We start from the raw sequence: 17,547 nt of genomic DNA on the forward strand, positions 1-17,547 counted from the left end.
TCGCTTTTTCAGTCCATTCCATAATCAGAATCCCTCTCGGTCCACCAATAAATAGTCCATCCTTCACACAAAACCTATATAAAACCGCATAGTTGTAAGCAGTTCAAATCGCGCTCCCCGAACAACAAGCAAAATCCGCCAATATGCGCGCAGCAATAGTCTATTTAAAATATTTATATGTTTTGGCGCGGCTAGCCATATAAATTATATGTTTTGGGGGTGATGCTCTCCTGCCAGTGCGCGACGCGCGATCAGTAATTCACCAAAATGGGTAATTTATTCCTCGCGCAAAGTATAAAAATAATAATATATGTATTTAATATGGCTGTATCGGTAAAATATTCCCTACATGAACATCCTTCCGCCTACTGTCACGGCAACATGATTGCCGTGGTATTTGTCGGGTGTCGGCGCAATCTGCTTTCACGACCTGTTCTCCACGAAAAGCCCAAAAACTTTTCAACAGAACCCACTCAAACTAGTAAGGGCCCGCTCAGACAACACCATTGGTTTTCAACCAACTGATAACTGCGTCTGCGTTCTCTTCGGGTGGATGCACGGGATAAAAGACATGCCTGATGACACCCGCTTGGATGATCATCGTTAGCCTGCGTAACAGGGTCAGACCGCTTGCTTGAAACATCGGCAAGCCAAGGGCCGATGCCAGACGGAGCGAATGATCCGAAAGAAGTGGGAACGGAAGGTGAAGCCGTTCCGCAGCCTCGCGCTGATATTCCGTGGTCTGGGTCGAGAGGCCAAACAGACGGCTTACGCCTAGCTCCTTCAATTCGGCGAAATGATCGCGAAACGCGCAGGATTGCGGTGTACACCCCCTCGCGCCCGGAATTGCATCCCAACCGTCAAGTGCGTTACCTCCGGGTGGGCTTGTCCGAGGATATGCGTATACGACAGATAGGCCCGGACCACAAAGGTCCACTGTGGTCGCGTCTGTCGCCTGCAAAGCAATGCGTGGCACTTCCATTCCAAGCAGATGCTTAACTGCGCCATCGTCTTGGGGAACCAATTCAATCCAATCGTTCCCGAAGTCGTTCCGAGCACCATCGCCCCGATCGATCGCGTGTTCCGTCACCTCCGACATTGCAGTCATCCCGTTGCAACTGTTGGTGAGAACACGGCGGCAAGACCTTCTGTCAATGACCGCTAGTGGCGCCAAGCGGAAGACCGAAATCGTCAGCGTGTCGACTGGAAGAGAATTAAATCGAGAAAATCTCAATCGGCTTGAAAAGTCATATGACACCGACTTTCAACTTTATAAGCTTGCTGCAAGCTCGCCAACGAAGGCAATGGTCAAACAATAGGCCTCGAGCGTTCCCATCTAGATTGGCACTCCCACTCCCGTTTCGGACTTTCCTGCCGTCGCATACCTGACTCAAATTCAGCGATGAGCCGTTATGATCTGACCGACTTTGAATGACGCATGATTTCGCCACTCCTACCACACAAGCGGCGAGGCGTGCCTTGCGTCGATGTCCGACGGGTGCTCAACGGCATCTTCTGAGTTCTACGATCAGGTGCCACATGCCGTGATTTTCCAGAAAGATATGGTCCGTACACGACGTGCCGTAATCGATTCAGGCGTTGGACGATTGTTGGAATCTGGGACAGGCTGATGGACTCATTCGCGTGCCCTTCTGATCACGGCCTCACGACGATCGATGGCACCTCGGCTCGTGTGCATCATTTAGCGGAATGCTCAAGGCTGACCATCAAGATCGTGGCACTTGGTCGAACATCTCCCTGAATTCCGGATCGGCAAAATAGGCAAGCTTTTCAGCAAATATTGGCCGCTGTCCGGCAAGGAACAGCAGTTGTCCGTTCGCAGGCAGATTGCGTACCTCATCCGGGGTGAGTAACGGCCGGCCGGTATGCTGCTGGCTGTAGGATATGCCGGTCTTATCGGAATCGAGCGCTCTCGCCATCGTCTGGAACACGACCGTTTCCTGTCCGAGCAAATCAGAGATGAGGCGGGCGCTGTCGTGATCGTTGACGCCGAAGACCTGCAGCACGCCGGCATTTGACAGGAAGGTTCCGGCGCGGTGACCGTATGTGGCACGCAGCTGATGGATGTCCTGCAGGATGGGCCAAAGCTGGACACCATAACCCGCCATCAGACCCATCGCGCGTTCGACCGGTGCCAGATGCCCAAGGGATGCAAACTCATCGAGCAGATAAAGAACGGGTGTCGCCGGCTTTGCCGGATCACGGGCCATTTCGAGCAGGCTTTGCGAGACAAGCAGGCGCAGCCAGCGCGAATAGGTCGAGAGGCGATCAGGCGGAAGAACGAGGAACACCGTCATGTTGCTGCGCTTGAGATCAGCGAACCGGAAATCAGAGCGGCTGAGGACGGCCGTCATGCGTGGTGAATCGAGAAAATGCGTATGGCGGTGAGCCGCGGACAGCACGCCTGCGGCTTCGCGGTCGGATTTTCCGAGGTGTCGGTTTGCGGCGCGCGCGACAAGTCCGCCTGCCGCATCGCTCTCCTGCATCCGTTTCAGCAGCGCTGCAAACTGTTCTGGCGCAAGGGTAAGATACTCGCGAAGTGTCGCAAGGTGCCGGCATCGGAAAGGCTCCGTCGAAACGATCTCGAGCAGCAATCCGGCAATCAGCGCTTTTGCCTCCTCGCTCCAATGCGCCTCCCCTGCCATTCCCGGTTCGTCGAACACGAGAGCATCGGCAAGGGTACTGGCATCTTCCGCGACATCAAGGTTTTGGGGATCAAGCATGGCCAGCGGATTGAAGGCTGCCGAGGGTCTGCCGGTGATCCCGAAAGGATCGAGCACATGAACGGGGCCGAATTTTTGACGAGCACGGCCGGTGATTCTTGCATTCTCACCTTTCGGATCGACACAGATCACGGAACGGTCGGCAGTCAGCAGGTTCGGGATGATCGTGCCCACACCCTTGCCGGTACGCGTCGGCGCCATGGTGAGGAGATGGGCCGGACCATCATACCGCAGGGGCCTCGCCGTTTTCGTATCACGACCAATCAGGAGGCCTGAGCCGGATGAGGTGAGAGCGGCTATCTCTTTGTCTGTCGCAAAGCGGGCGGAGCCATGGGTATCATCGTCATTCTCCCCGAAATGCAAAATCAGTGGAGCGGTGATGAACCGGAAGGTGATAGCGGCAAGCGCCAGCAAGGTGAGGAAATCGGGGATGATGTAGACAGGCGAGCCGTGACCGAAACTCGTTTGCTCGAGGAAATGACGCCCGCCCATGCCGATCACGAACGTGACGATGATGAGGATGAACATAAATCCGAGGAGCGATTTCCAGATCCGGAACGGCATGGCAAGCAAAGCCAGGACTGCCCAGAGCGGATCCCGCGCCGCGGCGCGCATCATGTTCTTGAATGCGGCCCAAGCAAGCCGTAACCGGGTCATGGATACCCTTCCGCGCTTTCGCCACCCTGTCCCTTGTCCGTCAGTCCGATCAGATCGGCAAACAGCGCCTTGTCATTGTCGCGTGTCAGAAAGCCCGGCAGTTCGCGACGCAGCCAGTCACCGAGCTGCTGCTTAAACTCCTGATCATCCAAGGTTTCGAGGTAATGCAGAACGAGTGAGCCGACCAGGACCTTGCGCCGCATATCGTTGTTGCGCTCGGTTTTTGAAAGCCGGGCCTTGAGCGCGGACCGTTGCGCATCCAGTTCAGCCAGGCGCTGTTCGATGGTTTTCTTTGCCACGATTATTCCTTTCGATTGCGGTCGAACCGGAGCGGCCGCTGTTGACCACGGCTTTGCTCCTGGAAGACAGACCAGTTTCTATGAGGAGATCGACATAGCGATTGTGAGAGGAGGTTAGCCCCTGTGGTTGATTACGCTGCGGTGGGTGCTGCCTGAGCTCAGGATTATTCTGTCACCGGTAAGGCTCAGTCGCTGGAATTTGCGGCTTGTCCCGTGGCCTGTTTGAGCTTCTCGATGTGCTCGCGGCAGAGCGTCTCAACCAGCTTGTGAAGTTCCGCCGTCCGCTCCTGAAGCCATGTGAGCGACTCTTCGGAAACCTCGAAACGCTTCGAATAGCGTGCCTTGACGTAGGCCTCATTCAGGATGTTGTACCATGTGGTAAATCGCTGACGGTCGCGCGGCCAGATGTCAATCAGACGGTGGTCACGACCCTCGGAAAGTCCACGCAGGAATTTGAGATTGTGCGACGCGGGCGAGTAATTTGTCAGTGTCAGCAGGTAGCAGTTATAGGCGCTCTCCACTGCCTGATGGAGATTGAAAGCCGCGTGATTTCGCTGATCATGGGCGATCGAATATAGAGCGAGTTCACGAAAGAATTTGGCGCTATTAAGCTGGCTACTGAAATGCTCCTCGGCCACCCTGAGTGCATCGGAAGGGCTGAGCGGTTTCGCTTGAGCCAGCGGTTTGTCATCGAATTCGTAAAGAACAATACCTTCGCGGGCGAGGTCGACGAAGAAGTACTGGCCATCATGCAAGAAATTGCTGATTTCGCGCGCGCCATGCACGATGAGGCCAACAGGTGTCTCGATCTCCTTGTCCCACATCAGCCGGTCGGTCGCCTTGTCCCAGTATTTGGGATCGGCAAGTTCCTTGTTGCTGACGATCACGAGGATGTCGAAATCCGAGCGGTAGCCTTTCGACGTACGCGGTTCATCAACCCAGTTGCCACGTGCGTAAGAACCGAACAGGATGATTTTGAAGATCCGTCCATCCTTCTTGGCGTCAGACTTCGAGCGCTCCACCAGATCAGCAAACTCTTCCTGGATAATCCCGACAACACGCGCGAGCTCGCGTTGCTTTCGTTCCGGCAGGTGTTCAAGGCTGGTCTTCATGTCTGCTCCGCTTATCGACGGTGTCCTGTATGGGCCATTCCAGAGTCCTTTGAAACTCCGATTTTTGGTAGCGACCGAGCGAATGTCTTCCTTCGTAGACGATGCACATTCGATCTTGAGGCAACCGGCTCTGATTTATGCAGATGGTATTGCAATACCCTCATTCCTCAATAGCGAACATTCAATGGTACTTTATCTTAGGTTGTATATCGCTTCCCGGTTTTTTCCCAATCGCAGGCGCTCCGGGCGCCATACCGTGGCCAACTGAGTGGAGCATAGAGGCTACCAAGGACCGTTAATGACTCACCCTGTCCAACCGCTGCAGCCAGATGCCCCCTTGCTCTGCCGCCCACTTCGACGCAATTTTGGTAACGCAGTCACGTCAAGAATGGCTCGGAGATGGAGACGGGCATCATCATCTAAATAGTAGTGCGGGCCGCCCCCTTTGGTTGAAGCGGCCCGCTAGGTGGAAGACCGAAGGCAAGACCATCGTGAGCGCCGCATCAGTTCTCACGGCTTTACCGGTGAAGGTTGCCATCACTTGAAACGCAGAGCAAATGCCTACAGCGAGCCCGTACTCCAGGTACATCAGATCATTCGGACAATTCGCTCTCTAGTGCGCTACCTGTTTGCTTACCGCTGCCACCACCTATTCAAACGCTCAAGATTATCGCTGCGTCACGCTGAGGCTTCTCGGCCGTATGTCGGATTGTAAACTCCTCCATTTGCCAAAAGAGCCCAAATGATGCGCGCTATACGATTTGCCACCGCGATTACGACAACTTTGTACGGTCGTCTCGCTCGCAATCGAGCGGCCCAACGACTTACTGGAGTTTTGCTATCTCGCATCGTAATCGCTGAGGCCCCCAGATAAAGCATCGTTCGGAGTTCGCTATTCCCCATTTTCGTGATGCGTCCTAAAACCGAACGACCGCCGCTTGAATGCGAGCGAGGAGTAAGACCAAGCCATGAAGAGAAATGGCGGCCAGACGGAAACCGATGGATATCAGGAATTGTCGCAATAACGCACATTGCCGTTTTCGGACCAACACCAGGTATAGTCAGAAGCCTGCACGCGTTCCCATCGTGTTGCACACGTCGCTCAATCTCTTTGTCAAGTTTCGCAACTAGGCCGTCTAATCGTTGTAGCTGTTCGCAAATATCTTTTAGGGCCCGTCTCATTACAGCGGGGACGACTTCATCTGGGGCGCATTCCATCAATTTTACTAATTTAGAAGAGTTCCTAACACCTCTGGCCGCTACTAAGCCGACCTCCGCTAGGTGCCCCCGCAGCGCGTTTACGAGTTGAGTCCGTTGCGAAACAAACAGGCTACGAGTTCGAAAAATCGTAATCGCTGCTTGTTGATTAATTGTTTTGACCGGTACGAAGCGCATTGTCTTTTGCGTAAGCGCAACATTGATCGCCTCTGCATCATTGGCATCAGTTTTGCCCCGTTTCACGAACGGCTTCACGTAACTGGTATGGATCAAGCGCACGTCATGACCGAACTCTAATAGCTTCCGTGCCCAATAATAACTTGTAGCGCAGGATTCTATTCCGATCAGGCATGGTTTGAGCTTGCTGAAAAACTCCAGAACGTTCTCACGTTTGATCTGCGTATTGAACAGGGTTTCTCCGCTCGCATCTGCTCCATGCGCCTGGAAAACCTGCTTGGCTATATCAAGCCCTACCGTCGCCACTTCCTGCATCGACCGCTCCCTTGAAACCTTGCGGATCGATGCCACGATATCATCGCTCGATTTCAGATTGATGATGTGAAGTGCACGATGTTGCCTTCTGTGTTCGATTAGGCCCCGGGAGCCCGTTGATCCAAGACTCGATGTCCGCAGACATCGAATTGGCCGAATGCCCCATTTTGTCGGTGGGGCAAACTCACCTGCCCTGATCGAGGCGTTTGTGTCCCTATTCAAACACGAGCAATTGCCACTTGGCGACTACTACTTTTAGTAGTCGAAATGCCTGTTCGTTGTTGTTAGCCTCGCCACCGGTAAACAGACAAGGGCGCACTTACGACTTGCACCGCAGTTGAGCGCTGAATTTCCCCGTTTGCCGATCGGAGATTTCGTTTGGCGATTTATCATCTCAGCACCAAACCTGTCTCGCGCTCATCCGGCCGAAGCGCTGTGGCATCTGCCGCCTACCGTTGCGCGGTTCTTCTCACCAATCACCGCGATGGTCTCGTGCATGATTTTAGCCGGAAAGAAGGAGTGGAGCACACCGAGATCGTGCTGCCGGAAGGTCTTTCTGCCGATTGGGCCTTGGATCGGTCGGCATTGTGGAACGCTGCCGAGTTTGCAGAAAAGCGAAAAGATGCCCGCGTCGCCCGCGAATTCGAAATCGCGCTTCCGCATGAGCTGTCGCCGGAAGGGCGAATGAAGGCTGCACGCGCCTTTGCCCAGGATCTTGCAAACCGCTATGGCGCGGCCGTGGATTTTGCCATCCATTCGCCAAGCGAGCATGGTGACATCAGGAACCACCACGCGCATGTGCTGATGACGACGCGACAGATTGGCAGAACCGGCCTTCGCGAGAAAACTTATCTCGAGCATAAGAACGCACGGCTGCTGGCAAATGGCATGGCGACAACCGACATGCAGCTTCGCGATATCAGGCAGGCATGGGAAGGCATCGCCAACCGTCAGCTTCAGCGCGAAGGCCTGGATGTTCGCATCGATCATCGCTCGCACATGGAGCGCGGTCTTGAGTTGTCGCCGACCGAGCACATGGGCGTGCATGCCTCGCAGATGCAGCAGCAAGGATTGACGGTCGAGCGCGGCAGGCTGGATGACGAGGCAGCACGGCAAAATGCCGAACTGATCCGGCAAAAACCGGAGCAGGTTTTGACGCTGATCAGCCATGAGAAGAGCGTGTTCGACCGGCACGATATTGCCAAAACGTTGCATCGCTATATCAACGATGACGCACAGACATTCCGGAACGCTTTTGCGGCTGTCATGGCATCACCAGCGCTCGTGGAACTTCAACCTGAGCACATCGATCCTGAGACGGGCGACGTCTCCAATGCGCGCTATTCGACGCGGGACATGATCGATCTGGAACTCGCAATGGCGCGATCGGCGGAGCGGCTGCATCAGGCGCAGTCCCACGGTGTCGATCCGCGCCATGTCGAGCGTGCCATGGAAAGGCAGGATCACGCTCTTCGGACAAGCTCTGGCGGACCGTCGGCTGCGAGCGACCCTTCAGCGGGATTGTCGGACGAACAGCGTCAGGCGATCGAGCATATTACCGGGCGAGAACGCATTGCGGCCGTGGTCGGGTTTGCCGGTGCTGGAAAGTCCACCATGTTGGCAGCCGCTCGCGAGGCGTGGGAGGCTGAAGGTTATCAGGTCCATGGTGCAGCGCTGGCCGGAAAGGCGGCCGAGGGTCTTGAGGAAAGCTCCGGCATAGAGAGCCGCACTCTGGCGTCATGGTCATACAGCTGGGATCATGGTCGGGATCTGATCGGCCGACGTGACGTGTTCGTCATCGATGAGGCCGGCATGGTCGGCAGCCGTCAGCTTGCCCGGTTCATCGGAGAAGCGGAGGAGCGCGGCGCAAAGATCGTGCTTGTCGGTGACCATGAGCAACTGCAGGCAATCGGCGCCGGTGCTCCCTTCAGGGCGATTGCCGAACAGATCGGCCATGTCGAGCTTTCCGGCATTCGCCGCCAGCGTCATGATTGGCAGAGGCAAGCATCGGTTGCCTTTGCGACCCACGAAACGGCCGACGGCCTTGCCGCCTACCGCGAGCACGGCGATATCCACTTTGCAGAAAGCCGCGACAAAGCGATGGCGCAGATTTCGTGATTATGTCGCCGACAGTGCTGAGCATCCGGATGGCAGCCGGGTTGCCATGGCGCATCGCCGCGCCGATGTGCGCGTCCTCAATACCGCCATCCGCTCCGAACTTCAGAACAGACAAAGGCTCGAGCGCAGCCACGGGCTGAGCGACGGTAAGGACCGTGGGGATGTTGAGGACCGCGGGAACAGTGAGAATGTTGGAGAACTCACCTTCCAGACCAGTAACGGCAAACGCGCCTTCGCTCCCGGTGACCGGATCATCTTTCTCGAAAACAACCGCGACCTCGGTGTGAAAAACGGCATGCTTGGCACGGTCGAGCATGTCGAGAAGGGTCGGATCATCGCGCGGCTCGATGGTCGAGGCGGCGACAGTGTGAGCATTCTGACCGACACCTACCAGGCGATCGACCACGGTTATGCGACGACGATCCATAAAAACCAGGGAGCGACGGTCGATCGCGCCTTTGTGCTGGCGTCCAGCACCATGGACCGGCATCTGGCCTATGTCGCCATGACAAGGCATCGCGACAGCGTGCAGCTCTATGCCGACATCACGGAGTTCAGCAATGCGGGCCGGCTGGTTGATCACGGCGTCGCGCCTTACGAGCATAATCCGCAATCACGCGACAGCTATTTTGTGACGCTGGAGAATGACAAGGGCGATCAGCGCACGGTGTGGGGCGTCGATCTCAAGCGGGCCATGCGAGATGCGTCGCCAGAGATCGGAGACAGGATTGGACTGCAGCATGAAGGCGCCACGCCTGTCACGCTTCCGGACGGTACAAAGGCAGAGCGCAATGCATGGCGTGTCGTCAAGGGTGATGAACTGGCCTACCAGCAGTTAGAAAACCGCCTGTCGCGTTCCGGCGCGAAGGAAACCACGCTGGACTATGTCAGCGACTTTGCAGAGCGGCGCGGGATCGCCAGCGACCAATGCATCGCAGGCGACCAAGGGATCGGGCAAGAGTTTGCGGTCAAAAGCGAGATCGAACTTGCGTCCGCCAAAAATGCGCGTCAAGAGGTGTTGTCCCGTGCGGCCCATCTGCAACGGGAGCAGCAGGATCGGCCATCAAAGCGTCAGCAGGTTTACGAGGAACGTGCCGGCGATCTGGCCGGCCCTGTTCGCTGCGAGGATCGTCGCAATCAGTCCGCCCGAAAAATCGATGACGGACGGCGCGACGACCGGACAGAGGACAATAAAGGATATCGCCGCATCCGCTGGTCCGACCTCATGTCGCGAGACGGGGCCGTCCCTGCCCCCACAGAACCTGCAGGCCAGCAAAATTCTCTGGAACCCGGCAAGCCAGCTCCACTGGTACCAGCAATCGCGGGTTACGAAAGCAGCATCGAACAGGTGGCACAGATGAGGGCGATGTCCGTCATCGATCAGCACTTCGATACAGTGAACTCTCTCGTGCGGCACGTGTTCCGTGATCCGGCCGAGGTCGCAGCAAGATTGCGCGCCGCGATGATCGAGAAAGAAGGCAATGGCAAGATCATGGCGAAGGCCATGGTCGGGCAGCCAGAGCGCTTCGGGGAGCTGCGCGGCAAATCGGGTCTGTTCGGCAACAGCAAGGAACGGAAGGAGGCGTTGCAATATGCAAGGTCACTCTCTGCCCATATCGGCTATGTCTTGGAGGCATGGGAGCGACGGCTCGGCGAAGAACGTCAGAGCGAACAATGGCAGCGTGAACAGCGTGACGTGATCGAAGTGCCCGGCCTCACCTCGCGCAGCGCCGAAATCCTTGCCGAGGTGGAGAAAACGCCGGTCGAGAGGCGAAGCAAGTTCATCAAAGAGCTCCGATCATCGCCTGAGGGCCGGACCGCGCTTGATGAGGCCAAGCTGGTGGCCGAAGCGCTCACCCAGCGGTTCGGAAGCTCCGATCCTCGCAGGTTCGCCGAGGAGCTGGAGACACGTCCCGAGCTCACAAAGCACGCCGAGCAGGCTCAGATGACCGCCCGCATGGTTAACCGCACGCGCCTGGCTGAACTCAGCCATGACCATGCCTTGAAACAGCAACTGGCCCGGTCTCAAGGGTTCGGGTTGAGCCGATAATAAATCAACTAAGCCCTTTATCGCGGCAACAATGCTGGCAGCTTTGGAGCGTGTGACTGCAAGGAGAGGTGGCTTGGTTTGTCTGAACATCTTCGGGCGTTTCGTTAAGTGGATTTCCGCCTCGTTTATGCCGCCACCATCATCGGTGCCAGCGCGTTGAAGTGAGCCTGATCCGGCGTCTGCCGGTCAAGAGATGAATGTGGACGTCGAGTGTTGTAAAAGTTCAGATAACGACCGATCCCCGCGCGTGCCTCAGACAAGGTCTTGTAGGCACGGAGGTAAACCTCTTCGAATTTGATCGACCGCCAAAGCCGTTCGACGAAGACATTGTCCCGCCACGCGCCCTTGCCGTCCATCGAGATGGCAATCTCAGCTTTCTTCAGCACCGCTGTGAAGTCGATGGATGTGAACTGCGATCCCTGATCGGTGTTGAATATGTCCGGCTTTCCATAGCGAGCCGGCGCTTCCTCGACCGCTCCGATACAGAAGCCCGCCTCCATCGTAATAGATAATCGCCACGACAGAACCCGACGGCTGAACCAATCCACGACGGCGCAGAGGTAGACGAAACCACGCGCCATGGGGATATAGGTCAGGTCCATCGCCCATACCTGATTGGGCCGGGTAACCGCCAGCTTGCGCAGGAGGTAGGGATAGATTTTGTGACCTGGCGCTGGTTTTGACGTGTTCGGGCGACGATAGATCGCCTCGATACCCATCTTCTTCATCAGCGTGGCGACGTGCAGCCGCCCAGTTTCCAAGCCTTCTCCCTTCAAAAGCCCTTGCAACATCCGACTTCCCGCGAACGGATATTCGAGATGCAGTTCGTCTATCCGGCGCATCAGGGCAAGATCGCCATCGGATACCGGACGCGGACAATAGTAGACGCTGCCACGGCTGAAGCCGAGGAGCCTAGCCTGCCTCACGACCGACAGCTTGTGCTCGCGGTCGATCATTTCTTTCCGCCCAGCAATCCCGCCTTGCCGAGCGCACCGGACAAAAAATCGTTCTCCAAGGTCAGTTCGCCGATCTTGGCGTGAAGCGTTTTGACATCGACGGTCGGACCCGCCGGTTCCGGTTTCGCTTCATCGCCGAAAACGCCGGTCGCCCCCCTCAAGCAGCTGGTCTTTCCACTGCTTGATCTGGTTGGCGTGCACGTCGGGCTGCTGGGACAATTCCACCAGCGTCTGCTCACCTCGGATCGCGGCGAGCGCCACTTTTGCCTTGAAAGCCGGCCTGTGGGTCCGGCGCGGTCGTCTCCTCATGGTGTCTCCTGTTCCCGGCATCTAAGCCGAAGTCAGGCAGAAATTCCACTTATCCCAGCTGAGCAGATTTCTCGAGCCACCTCTAAAATGATGCCAACGACCTTGAGGAATTAAAGGCCTATGTAGTGGCCCCATAAATATCTGGACGCGATCTCCCACTTGTTAAGTGTGAGGAGTAATGTGCCCATTATGACTAGTCACATCCCTAAGATAGAAGTGTTGTCGGGCCCAGAGCGCCGCCGTCGCTGGTCGACAGCGGAGAAGCTGGCGATAGTCCAGGACCTATGAGCCTGATGTCACGGTCAGCATCGTTGCTCGACGGCATGGCATTCAGCCGAACCAGTTGTTCGCCTGGCGTAAATTGGCGGCGCAAGGTGCGCTGACGGCGACGGCATCGCAGGAAGAGGTCGTGCCGGCATCCGAATACAGAGCGCTTCAGAACCAGGTGAAAGAGCTGCAGCGCCTACTCGGCAAAAAGACGATGGAAGGCGAAATCCTCAAAGAAGCGCTTGAAATAGCATCAGGGTCAAAAAAACACCTGTTGCGCTCGCTCTCGTTGCCGAAGGACGGTTCACGATGACGGCGGTGTGCGAGACCCTTGGTATCGCCCGATCCAACATTGCGGAACGTGTGAAGCAACGTCCTTCCAGAGCCCGAGGGCGGCCGCCGCTGGCTGATCAGGAATTGATGGATGAGATCAAGACGATCATCGATGACATGCCGACCTACGGATATCGCCGGGTCCATGCGATCCTGCGCCGTAAAGCCCGCAGCGAAAACCGTCCATGGCCAAATGCCAAACGCGTCTACCGGGTGATGAAGGTTCACGGCATGCTTCTTCAGCGCCATACGGGTGCAATCGACACCCGTCGCCACGATGGCCGCGTCGCCGTCGAGCAATCCAATCTGCGTTGGTGTTCAGACGGGTTTGAAATCGGCTGTGACAACAAGGAGAAGGTCCGCGTTGCCTTCGCTCTCGATTGCTGTGATCGCGAGGCAATTGCCCATGTCGCGACCACCGAGGGCATCAAAAGCGAGGACGTCCAGGACCTTGTCATCACGGCTGTTGAGAACCGCTTTGGTCTCATCAATACCCTTCCAAAGCCAATCGAATGGCTGACGGACAACGGCTCCTGCTTCATCGCAAAGGACACCAGGTCGCTACTTATCGACATCGGCATGGAGCCGTGTTCGACGCCCGTCCGAAGCCCCCAATCCAACGGAATGGCCGAAGCCTTCGTCAAAACCTTCAAGCGCGATTACGTCTCGGTGAATCCCTTGCCGGACGCCATAACCGTTATCGCGCAACTCCCCTCATGGTTCGAACACTACAACACCCTTCACCCGCACAAGGCATTGGGGTATTGCTCGCCTCGTGAGTTCTTAAACCGTCAAACAGAAACCTGATCCTGTCCGGTTTTTAAGGGGCAACTCCAGCCTACATCGAGAAGGCGATGATCCCTTCGTAGGTGCTACTGGCCCATAAAGCGGATCACGTCGGCATACGAACGCGCTTGTGAACCGATGGGGTGGATGCCCCCTCCGGCCGGCATCATACTCCGATGCCGGCCGGAGGGGGCATCACCCCATCAGTTCAGCGGCTCATGTTAGTAGCTCCTCGACACAACTCAAAACGTGGTATGCTCAACGATACGAGCGGTGGGAGCCGTGTAGCCCGGCAAGGAGTTGTGGTGATGAGTGACAGTCCGGCAGTTAAGGTGCTCCTTTTAAATGAAAAGGCTATACTGCCAGAATACCAAACAAGCGGTTCGGCAGGAGCTGACCTCTTTGCAACGTTCAACGGACCCCCGATAGTCTTAGGGCCGAGACAGCGGGTAAATGTCCCTACGGGAATTTGCATCGAAATTCCCTCCTACCTGGAAGCACAAGTTCGGCCACGGTCAGGCCTAGCGTTACGCCATGGCGTAACGGTCCTGAACTCCCCTGGTACGATTGACAGTGATTATCGCGGCGAGGTCATCGTCATTCTTTTAAACACGTCGGAGACCCCTTACACGATCAACTCAGGTGATCGCATCGCACAGATGGTACTTGCTCCGGTATTCAGGGGAACATTTCACAGCGTTTTCCAGCTTGGTAGCTCCGCTCGAGGCAGTACTGGTCTCGGAAGTACCGGAAGCTAGCCCCAAAGCACCCTATACCAGCATCAAACGGTCCAAGGGATCTTATTGATAATCCATCGGTTCACTTCTGAAAGATTTCCTGCGCTGGCGTCCAGTTTCGCTTTCAGGGATTTCTCATTAACAGGCATTAGCTTCAATCTTTGAAGCGCGAGACCGAGCAAGAACTCGCTCAACGCCTCCCCATGCGGCAAATGCTGGAGATCTACCATTCTTCCGACGAGATCTGCTATGCGCTCGCTTTCGATTGGGGCATCTCGATAGTCAAGTTCGATCGGGAGCGACGCCCTGAGAAAGGCCGCTTGTATTATTCCATCGTTGAAGCGGAAGAACGTCTCAGCTGCAATAACACAGTGGTTATATGCATCATTGATCAGCCGTTCCGACTGCGATGTGTTCGGCCCCGAGCGGATGTTAGCCACGATAGCCGCTATCGTCGTGAATACATCTGCTTGAGTAGAAATCGAGCAGTTAATGTCGCGGGGCCAAAAAGCAAAATTATCCCTTAACTTTAGTTTTCCTTCAGGACCGTCCAGAAATAAATTGTCAATGAGACCATCGGAACTATTCAGAGCTGATAGACGCTTCTCTAGCTCATCTGGAAGCCGATCGGCCTCAACCAGTAGTTCTTGTTCCGCTTGCCAGCTCTCCGCCAGCCGCTCCCGATCGACTAAGATGTCAAACCACTTATGAAACCTATGCGTGGGCTGCTCAAGGTTGCTCTTTAGTGCAGACGAGAATCCAGAAGACGAAGGCATTGCCGCAGTAGTGATATAGATCCTGTGAGAGGCAGAAGCGTATTTCCGGAGAGCTCGGCTCGCCATAAGGAACTCCGCGCCGTGCCCGGTGGCCCCTCCAATAATCAAAACTGGAGCTTCGCTAACTTTCCAATCCTTTTCACCAGACTCGATTTCCTTCAGTGTCAGAGTCTGGCACTCCGCCAACTGCCCACCTTGCGTTTCAACTTCGGTCTTGATAGCCGAAGCAAGGATTGTGGACGAAGGATCATCGTCGAAGTGAACGATGGCACGTGTTGAAGCCGGAATACTCGTTGCCACAAGCGTTCTGACCCACTTTTTGAAGGCATCAGTTAGGACCAGTTTTTCAACGTCAATCCAGATCGCTCTCCGACCGTTGGCGATAAGACTCGATTTGTATGCTCGAAACACCTGCTGACCAACTAACTGATGCAAGAATGTCTTGACGGCCTCAGGTCTGTCACCAAGTTTGGGGAGGACAGCTCGTGGGCCTTCGGGAACCGCATGGAAATGCTCACCAATTAGATTGATAGGCCGACTATTTTTGGGGTCAATCTTAGTGGTATGCGGCTGAATCCCATGTGGATTCAGCTCCGGATCGTACGCTAAATTTGCAAGGGTGGTCGTATCGGTCACACTGATGGCAGCGGTGGAAAACAGCGTTACAACCATCTTCGGATCGGCAACCACCTTCGAGATTCCCTTGGCCATTTCGCCCGATTGGGAGGCGGAAATAAGCACCAACTCCTTCCTATCCTTGTGAAATGGGTGTGTATCTTTGCCATCGTAAGACTTGAAAGTGGTTACGACCGGTACGGTTTTTCGATCCTTCATAAGTATGGCCGCGAATGCCACGCTCGCTATTGCCGATGTGTCGACATGGATCCGTTGGACATCGTCGGGTAGCAGCTCAAGGAGCCAGAACGCGCAGAAGAAAATTTCCGCCCCTTCTGCCAGTGCGTGTGCAGCCCGCAGAAAGCGGCTGTCTGCTCTGCCGGAAGGCTTCATGAAGTGCGCAGTTGGCCCGGCCTCCAGTAATCCTCCGCGATCGCGAAAAAGCTTAGTCAGCCCTTGTCGCCGAATTGGCTCCAGATTGAGCTCCAGAGGAGGAACAGCTCGGAAGGACCGTAGAAACCGCACGTGTCCCGAGCGGTTGTAAACATACGCGCCGATAGGAACATCACGTGCAATCGGCGCGAAAATGTCTACCAACTCGTTACCAAGATTGATCAGTTCGGTAGCGAGAGTTTCCGGAAATAAGACTACGACCAGCTCAGGTGACAGATCATTTTTCGTATGGTCCGATACTGCTGTCGTCAGATCGTTTGCATCTAACTCACCCGGCCCGGAAAAGATGACAAGCGTTGAAGCCCCGCTCGGTGCCTCAGCGCTCCGGCATCGAAATGAATAGAGGCTAGTCATTAATCACGCTCTCGGTTCAAAGGCAGCATCACGGTTATGAGAGTTCCGTCCGCCCAAGCGCGAGGTTGGCTTGGGCGCCCGCCCTCGATCGAATCTTCCAGCCCTTCGTCAACATCAGATTGATGGCCAGGAACGCCCGCGACATGGACGAGGGATAACCTCCCAGAACGAACGCGAATGAACCCACCATTCTCACTGACGACGCGCATGATTCTGAAAAGCCCGTTACCGCTTGTTTCCCCCCCTTTGGTCGTCCCACCCTTGCGGAAGCAAGCAAGGACGGCTTCAAACTCATCACCCAACGAAATCTGGCTTCCGAGAATACCTGAGGGAACCCGCGCTTTCTTCTGTAGCCACGTTTGGGCCAGCCCATCTCCACTGTCAAAAATCGACATTTCGACGAACTGTGCGTGTTGAGCGTTCGGATGATCAGGCCTCCAGGCTTGAAAGTAGTCCTCAATCGGCCTGTGCCCTGAGGCACTTGGAACAAGCTGATCGCGCTTGATGTACCTTGAACCTATGAGCACACCGCGGACCGACCTTCGGTATACATTGCCTGCCGCGTCCGTTTGTGCGTGCTCATGTGTATTGAGAAAAGCCTCATACATCAGGCTAGCCGCTGCATTAATCAGTCGCGAATCGCTGATAGGCCGGGAGCGAGGAAGAATCGCGCCGCCGGCTGCGTGCAACAAATAGGCAAAGTCCCGACGGCTTCTGACATGATCGCTATTTGGGCTGTAGAGACGATTCGGCCTAGCTAGACGCTTCGCATTATCGATACAAATCAGTGGAATGGTGTTTTTCGCGAACGTTCGGAGATCCCTAAGGTGGCCAAAATGCATTGCTTCAACAAAGGGCAGAGCTGTTTCCATTGCCCTAGATCGCTCTATAGCCATGTCTCCATACCCACGTATTGTGCGGGCAAAATTCAAGGCCACGAGGCCCGCCGCGGTACTTGAAAAGTTAGCAATCGACGCCTCGTCAGTCCCATCAGCATATATCCGCAGCCGCGTATCTCCCGCCGCCCGACGCGCCCACGTTATAATTAATTGCATTAGCGACGCCTGACCGCCAACTGCATCAGCTTTCAGCGCGTTCGGTAATCGCAGTTCCTGCTGAGGGTCTGTCCAAAGACTGTCTAGATAGCTCTCGAAATCACCGAGCGAGAAGCTCTTCTTCACACTAACCAAAACCTTCGTCCTCCGGCCCCGAGCGCAACTCGGGCAGATCTACCATCCGCTGGTTTCAATTGTCTTATAGCCACGCCCCAA

8 protein-coding genes and 4 pseudogenes are annotated in these 17,547 nt (G+C 55.6%); 4 read left to right on the forward strand and 8 right to left on the reverse strand.

Annotated features, from left to right (window positions below):
- Nucleotides 1-493 precede the first annotated feature (493 nt).
- On the reverse strand, nt 494-982 hold the full coding sequence (locus tag EYD00_RS13835; protein ID WP_286084898.1) for a peroxiredoxin: 489 nt from the start codon (nt 980-982) through the stop codon (nt 494-496).
- A gap of 456 nt (nt 983-1,438) precedes the next feature.
- Here EYD00_RS13835 and EYD00_RS26425 point away from each other — a divergent pair.
- Nucleotides 1,439-1,753: pseudogene (locus EYD00_RS26425) on the forward strand (transposase); the annotation flags it as partial.
- Here the strand turns inward: EYD00_RS26425 and EYD00_RS13845 are convergent.
- The 4 genes from EYD00_RS13845 to EYD00_RS13860 form a co-directional block, all read right to left on the reverse strand.
- Nucleotides 1,728-3,401: a type IV secretory system conjugative DNA transfer family protein gene (locus EYD00_RS13845; protein WP_131258855.1), complete on the reverse strand. Its 1,674-nt coding sequence runs from the start codon at nt 3,399-3,401 to the stop codon at nt 1,728-1,730. The pseudogene EYD00_RS26425 and the gene EYD00_RS13845 sit on opposite strands and share 26 nt — an antisense overlap.
- Nucleotides 3,398-3,700: a mobilization protein gene (locus tag EYD00_RS13850; RefSeq protein WP_131258858.1), complete on the reverse strand. Its 303-nt coding sequence runs from the start codon at nt 3,698-3,700 to the stop codon at nt 3,398-3,400. The genes EYD00_RS13845 and EYD00_RS13850 overlap by 4 nt, the downstream gene beginning before the upstream one ends.
- A 185-nt stretch (nt 3,701-3,885) precedes the next feature.
- A complete protein-coding gene (locus EYD00_RS13855) occupies nt 3,886-4,812 on the reverse strand; it encodes a nucleotidyltransferase and HEPN domain-containing protein (protein ID WP_131258860.1) in 927 nt (308 codons plus the stop codon).
- A 678-nt stretch (nt 4,813-5,490) separates the two neighbouring features.
- Nucleotides 5,491-6,522 (reverse strand): IS110 family RNA-guided transposase, encoded by a 1,032-nt coding sequence (locus EYD00_RS13860; protein ID WP_131258863.1) that lies wholly within the window; start codon nt 6,520-6,522, stop codon nt 5,491-5,493.
- A gap of 378 nt (nt 6,523-6,900) precedes the next feature.
- On the opposite strand from EYD00_RS13860, the pseudogene traA reads away from it, so the two are divergent.
- Nucleotides 6,901-10,690, forward strand: a pseudogene (gene traA / locus EYD00_RS13865) (Ti-type conjugative transfer relaxase TraA).
- Nucleotides 10,691-10,815: 125 nt separating this feature from the next.
- On the opposite strand, the pseudogene EYD00_RS13875 reads toward traA, so the two are convergent.
- A pseudogene (locus tag EYD00_RS13875) lies at nt 10,816-11,955 on the reverse strand (IS3 family transposase).
- A 189-nt stretch (nt 11,956-12,144) separates the two neighbouring features.
- On the opposite strand from EYD00_RS13875, the pseudogene EYD00_RS13880 reads away from it, so the two are divergent.
- Together EYD00_RS13880 and dut are read left to right on the forward strand one after the other, a co-directional pair.
- A pseudogene (locus tag EYD00_RS13880) lies at nt 12,145-13,362 on the forward strand (IS3 family transposase).
- 287 nt (nt 13,363-13,649) lie between these two features.
- Entirely contained in the window at nt 13,650-14,099 is a 450-nt protein-coding gene (gene dut, locus EYD00_RS13885; RefSeq protein WP_131258866.1) for a dUTP diphosphatase, read from the forward strand.
- Between the two features lie 23 nt (nt 14,100-14,122).
- Here the strand turns inward: dut and EYD00_RS13890 are convergent, their stop codons facing one another.
- A complete protein-coding gene (locus EYD00_RS13890; RefSeq protein ID WP_131258868.1) occupies nt 14,123-16,276 on the reverse strand; it encodes a hypothetical protein in 2,154 nt (717 codons plus the stop codon).
- A complete protein-coding gene (locus EYD00_RS13895) occupies nt 16,276-17,457 on the reverse strand; it encodes a hypothetical protein (RefSeq protein WP_131258871.1) in 1,182 nt (393 codons plus the stop codon). The genes EYD00_RS13890 and EYD00_RS13895 overlap by 1 nt, the downstream gene beginning before the upstream one ends.
- Nucleotides 17,458-17,547 lie beyond the last annotated feature (90 nt).

Origin of the sequence: Agrobacterium sp. 33MFTa1.1, from assembly GCF_004328495.1 — a bacterium.
Lineage (GTDB): Bacteria > Pseudomonadota > Alphaproteobacteria > Rhizobiales > Rhizobiaceae > Agrobacterium > Agrobacterium pusense.

Bases quoted from the DNA above. Each gene is read 5' to 3' on its own strand.
- EYD00_RS13835 (WP_286084898.1), bottom strand. From the start codon at position 982: ATGGAAGTGCCACGCATTGCTTTGCAGGCGACAGACGCGACCACAGTG.
- EYD00_RS13845 (WP_131258855.1), bottom strand. From the start codon at position 3,401: ATGACCCGGTTACGGCTTGCTTGGGCCGCATTCAAGAACATGATGCGC.
- EYD00_RS13855 (WP_131258860.1), bottom strand. From the start codon at position 4,812: ATGAAGACCAGCCTTGAACACCTGCCGGAACGAAAGCAACGCGAGCTC.
- EYD00_RS13860 (WP_131258863.1), bottom strand. From the start codon at position 6,522: ATGCAGGAAGTGGCGACGGTAGGGCTTGATATAGCCAAGCAGGTTTTC.
- dut (WP_131258866.1), top strand. From the start codon at position 13,650: ATGAGTGACAGTCCGGCAGTTAAGGTGCTCCTTTTAAATGAAAAGGCT.
- EYD00_RS13890 (WP_131258868.1), bottom strand. From the start codon at position 16,276: ATGACTAGCCTCTATTCATTTCGATGCCGGAGCGCTGAGGCACCGAGC.